General features: G+C 74.6%; 3 protein-coding genes. All 3 read left to right on the top strand.

Translation table 11 applies throughout. The features are described from left to right. The first annotated feature begins 62 nt into the window (after positions 1–62). Genes HW445_RS24595 through HW445_RS24585 form a run of 3 tightly spaced genes read left to right on the top strand, consistent with a single transcriptional unit; the run spans position 63 to position 2943 of the window. The gene (locus HW445_RS24595; protein WP_180223126.1) at positions 63–1136 is read left to right on the top strand and encodes an ABC transporter substrate-binding protein; all 1074 of its coding nucleotides are present in this window, start codon (positions 63–65) and stop codon (positions 1134–1136) included. Further along, on the top strand, positions 1133–2152 hold the full coding sequence (locus tag HW445_RS24590; protein ID WP_180223125.1) for an iron ABC transporter permease: 1020 nt from the start codon (positions 1133–1135) through the stop codon (positions 2150–2152). The genes HW445_RS24595 and HW445_RS24590 overlap by 4 nt, the downstream gene beginning before the upstream one ends. Then, a complete protein-coding gene (locus tag HW445_RS24585) occupies positions 2149–2943 on the top strand; it encodes an ABC transporter ATP-binding protein (protein ID WP_180223124.1) in 795 nt (264 codons plus the stop codon). Before HW445_RS24590 ends, HW445_RS24585 begins: the two co-directional genes overlap by 4 nt. Positions 2944–2982: the final 39 nt, after the last annotated feature.

Raw genomic sequence — 2982 nt, 5'->3', positions numbered from 1 at the left:
CGGCACGGAGGACGTCCGTAGGCCAGGCTCCGCGTACGAGCCCCGACTCCCGAGGCATACCCATGCTCCGTACCCCTGCCCTGTTCCGCGCCCCGGCCCCGCTCCGTGGCCCGGCCCTCCTCCTCACGTCGGCGCTGGCGCTGGCCGCCTGCGCCCCCTCCGCCCCCTCCGGCGACGACGGCGCGCGGCCGGCGAGCGGCGCCTCCGCCGGATACCCGCTGACCATCGACAACTGCGGCCACCGGGTCACGCTGACCTCCGCCCCGCGGCGGGCGGTCTCCCTCAACCAGGGCACCACCGAGATCCTGCTGGCCCTCGGCCTCGCCGACCGCATGGCCGGCACGGCCACCTGGACCGACCCGGTGATGAAGGGACTGGAGGAGGCCGAGGCGGGAGTGGAGCGGCTCGCCGATGACCGTCCCTCCTTCGAGAAGGTCCTGGACGCCGAACCCGACTTCGTCACCGCCTCGTTCGTCTCCACCCTCGGCCAGGGCGGCGTCGCCACCCGCGAGCAGTTCGAGCAACTGGGCGTCCCCGCCTACGTCTCACCGTCCGACTGCTCCGCGGGCAAGGACAACGACAGCGGGGGAGACGGATCGAGGAGCGAGCCGCTCACCCTGGACGCGGTCCACGCCGAAGTGCGAGACCTGGCCCGGGTGTTCGGCGTCGAGGAGCGCGGCGAGAAGCTCGTCGCGCAGATGAAGGAGCGGGTGCGCGAGGCGACCGACGGGCTGAACGCCTCCGACGTCTCCCTGATGTACTGGTTCGCCAACTCCCAGTCCCCCTACCTGGCCGGCTGCTGCGGCGCCCCGGGCGCCATCACCCGCGCGGTCGGCGCGCGGAACGCCTTCGACGACACCCACGACGAGTGGCCGCAGATCAACTGGGAGACCGTCGCCGACCGCGACCCGGACGTCATCGTCCTCGGCGACCTGACCCGCGAGTCGCAGACCGCCGAGTCCGCCGAGGCGAAGATCCGCTTCCTGGAGACGAACCCCGCCACCCGCAACCTGACCGCCGTGCGGGAGCGGCGGTACGTCCTGGTGAGCGGGCAGGCGATGAACCCCTCCCTGCGCACCGTCGAAGGGATCGAACAGGTCGCCGCCGGCCTGCGCGCTTCCGGGCTCGCCGAGTGAGCCTGCGCGCCACGCTGTCGGCCGGCGCGGGACTGGCCGTGCTGCTCGCCTCGGTCGCCGTGGCCGTGACGTTCGGGCCCGCCGACATCTCCACCGGGGAGGTCCGGGACTCCGTCGCCGCCCATCTCGGCCTCGGCGGCGCCGGGGCCACCGTGACGCCGCTGCGGGACGGCATCGTCTGGAACCTGCGGATGCCGCGCACCCTGCTCGCCGCCGTCTGCGGGGCCGGCCTCGCGGTGTGCGGGACGGTGATGCAGTCGCTGCTGCGCAACCCGCTGGCCGATCCCTTCGTGCTCGGGGTGTCCTCCGGCGCGTCCACCGGAGCGGTCGCCGTGGTCGTGCTCGGGGCGGGCGGCGGAGTGGTGTCCCTGTCGGCGGGCGCGTTCCTCGGCGCGCTGCTCTCCTTCGCCCTGGTGCTGCTGATCGGCCACACCTCCGGCGGCGGCACCGACCGGGTGGTGCTGTCCGGGGTGGCGGCCATGCAACTGTTCTCCGCGCTGACCTCGTTCGTCGTGATGACCTCCGCGGACGCCGAGACCACCCGGGGCGTGCTGTTCTGGCTGCTGGGTTCCCTCACGGGCGCCGACTGGGGGCAACTGCTGTTCTGCGCGGCCGTGCTCGCCGTCGTCCTGGCCGTCTGCCTCGGACACGCCCGCACGCTGGACGCCTTCGCCTTCGGGGACGAGGCCGCCGCCGGCCTCGGGATCCGGGTCGCCCGCACCCGCCTGATCCTGCTCTCGGCGACGGCGCTGCTCACCGCCGCCCTGGTCAGCTGCGTCGGCGCGATCGGCTTCGTCGGCCTGGTCCTCCCGCACGCCACCCGGCTCCTCACCGGCTCCGGCCACGCCCGTCTGCTGCCCGCGGTGGCACTGACCGGGGCCGTCTTCCTGGTGTGGGTGGACACCGCGGCCCGTACGCTCCTCGACCCGCGGGAGGTCCCGGTGGGTGTGGTGACGTCCCTGATCGGCGTGCCGGCCTTCGTGGCCGTGCTCCACCGCGGACGGAGGAGGACATGACCGGCCTGCGCGCGGACCGCGTGGTGCGGCGGGCCGGCGACAAGGTCCTCGTGGACGGCGTCACGCTCACCCTGCGCCCCGGCGAGACGGTCGGTCTGCTCGGCCCGAACGGCTCGGGGAAGTCGACCCTGCTGCGGATGCTGGCCGGGGTGCTCGCCCCCACCTCCGGAGTCGTGACCCTGGACGGCCGCCCGCTCCCCGCGGTGGGCCGCCGGGTCACCGCCCGCCGCGTCGCCACCGTCGAGCAGCACGCGCACACCCAGACCGAACTGACCGTCCGGGAGGTCGTCGCCCTCGGCCGCATCCCGCACCGCCGTGCCTGGACGCCGGCCACGGCGGCCGACGCGGACGCCGTCGCCGAGGCGCTCGAACGCGTCGGTCTGACCGGCCGGGCCGGCCAGTCCTGGCACACCCTCTCCGGCGGCGAACGCCAACGTGCCCAGATCGCCCGCGCGCTCGCCCAGGAACCCCGTGAACTCCTCCTCGACGAACCTACCAACCACCTGGACATCCACCACCAGCTCGACCTGCTCGACCTCGTCGCCGGCCTGCCGGTCACCACCGTGATCGCCCTGCACGACCTGAACCTCGCCGCGATGTACTGCGACCGCCTGCTCGTCCTGCGCGAGGGGCGCGCGGTCACCGAGGGCACCCCCGCCGAGGTCCTGACGCCCGCCCTCATCGAGCGGGTCCACGGCGTCCGCGCCGAGGTCACCCACGGCCCCGGCCATCCCGTGATCCGCTTCCTGCGCCCGGCGGACCGGGGCGGCCGTCCCGGACGGGAGGGGTGACGGACGCCGCCCTCACCCGCGCCGGCCTCTCCCACCCGT

The sequence above is a fragment of the Streptomyces sp. UH6 genome, from assembly GCF_013421635.1.
In the GTDB taxonomy this organism is placed as follows: domain Bacteria; phylum Actinomycetota; class Actinomycetes; order Streptomycetales; family Streptomycetaceae; genus Streptomyces; species Streptomyces abyssomicinicus.
Note: the sequence above shows the minus strand (reverse complement) of the source record. Positions and strands in the feature narration are given on the sequence as shown.

What these genes read in the sequence shown, in the direction of transcription:
- HW445_RS24595 (WP_180223126.1), top strand. Translation starts at nt 63, where the DNA reads ATGCTCCGTACCCCTGCCCTGTTCCGCGCCCCGGCCCCGCTCCGTGGC.
- HW445_RS24585 (WP_180223124.1), top strand. Translation starts at nt 2,149, where the DNA reads ATGACCGGCCTGCGCGCGGACCGCGTGGTGCGGCGGGCCGGCGACAAG.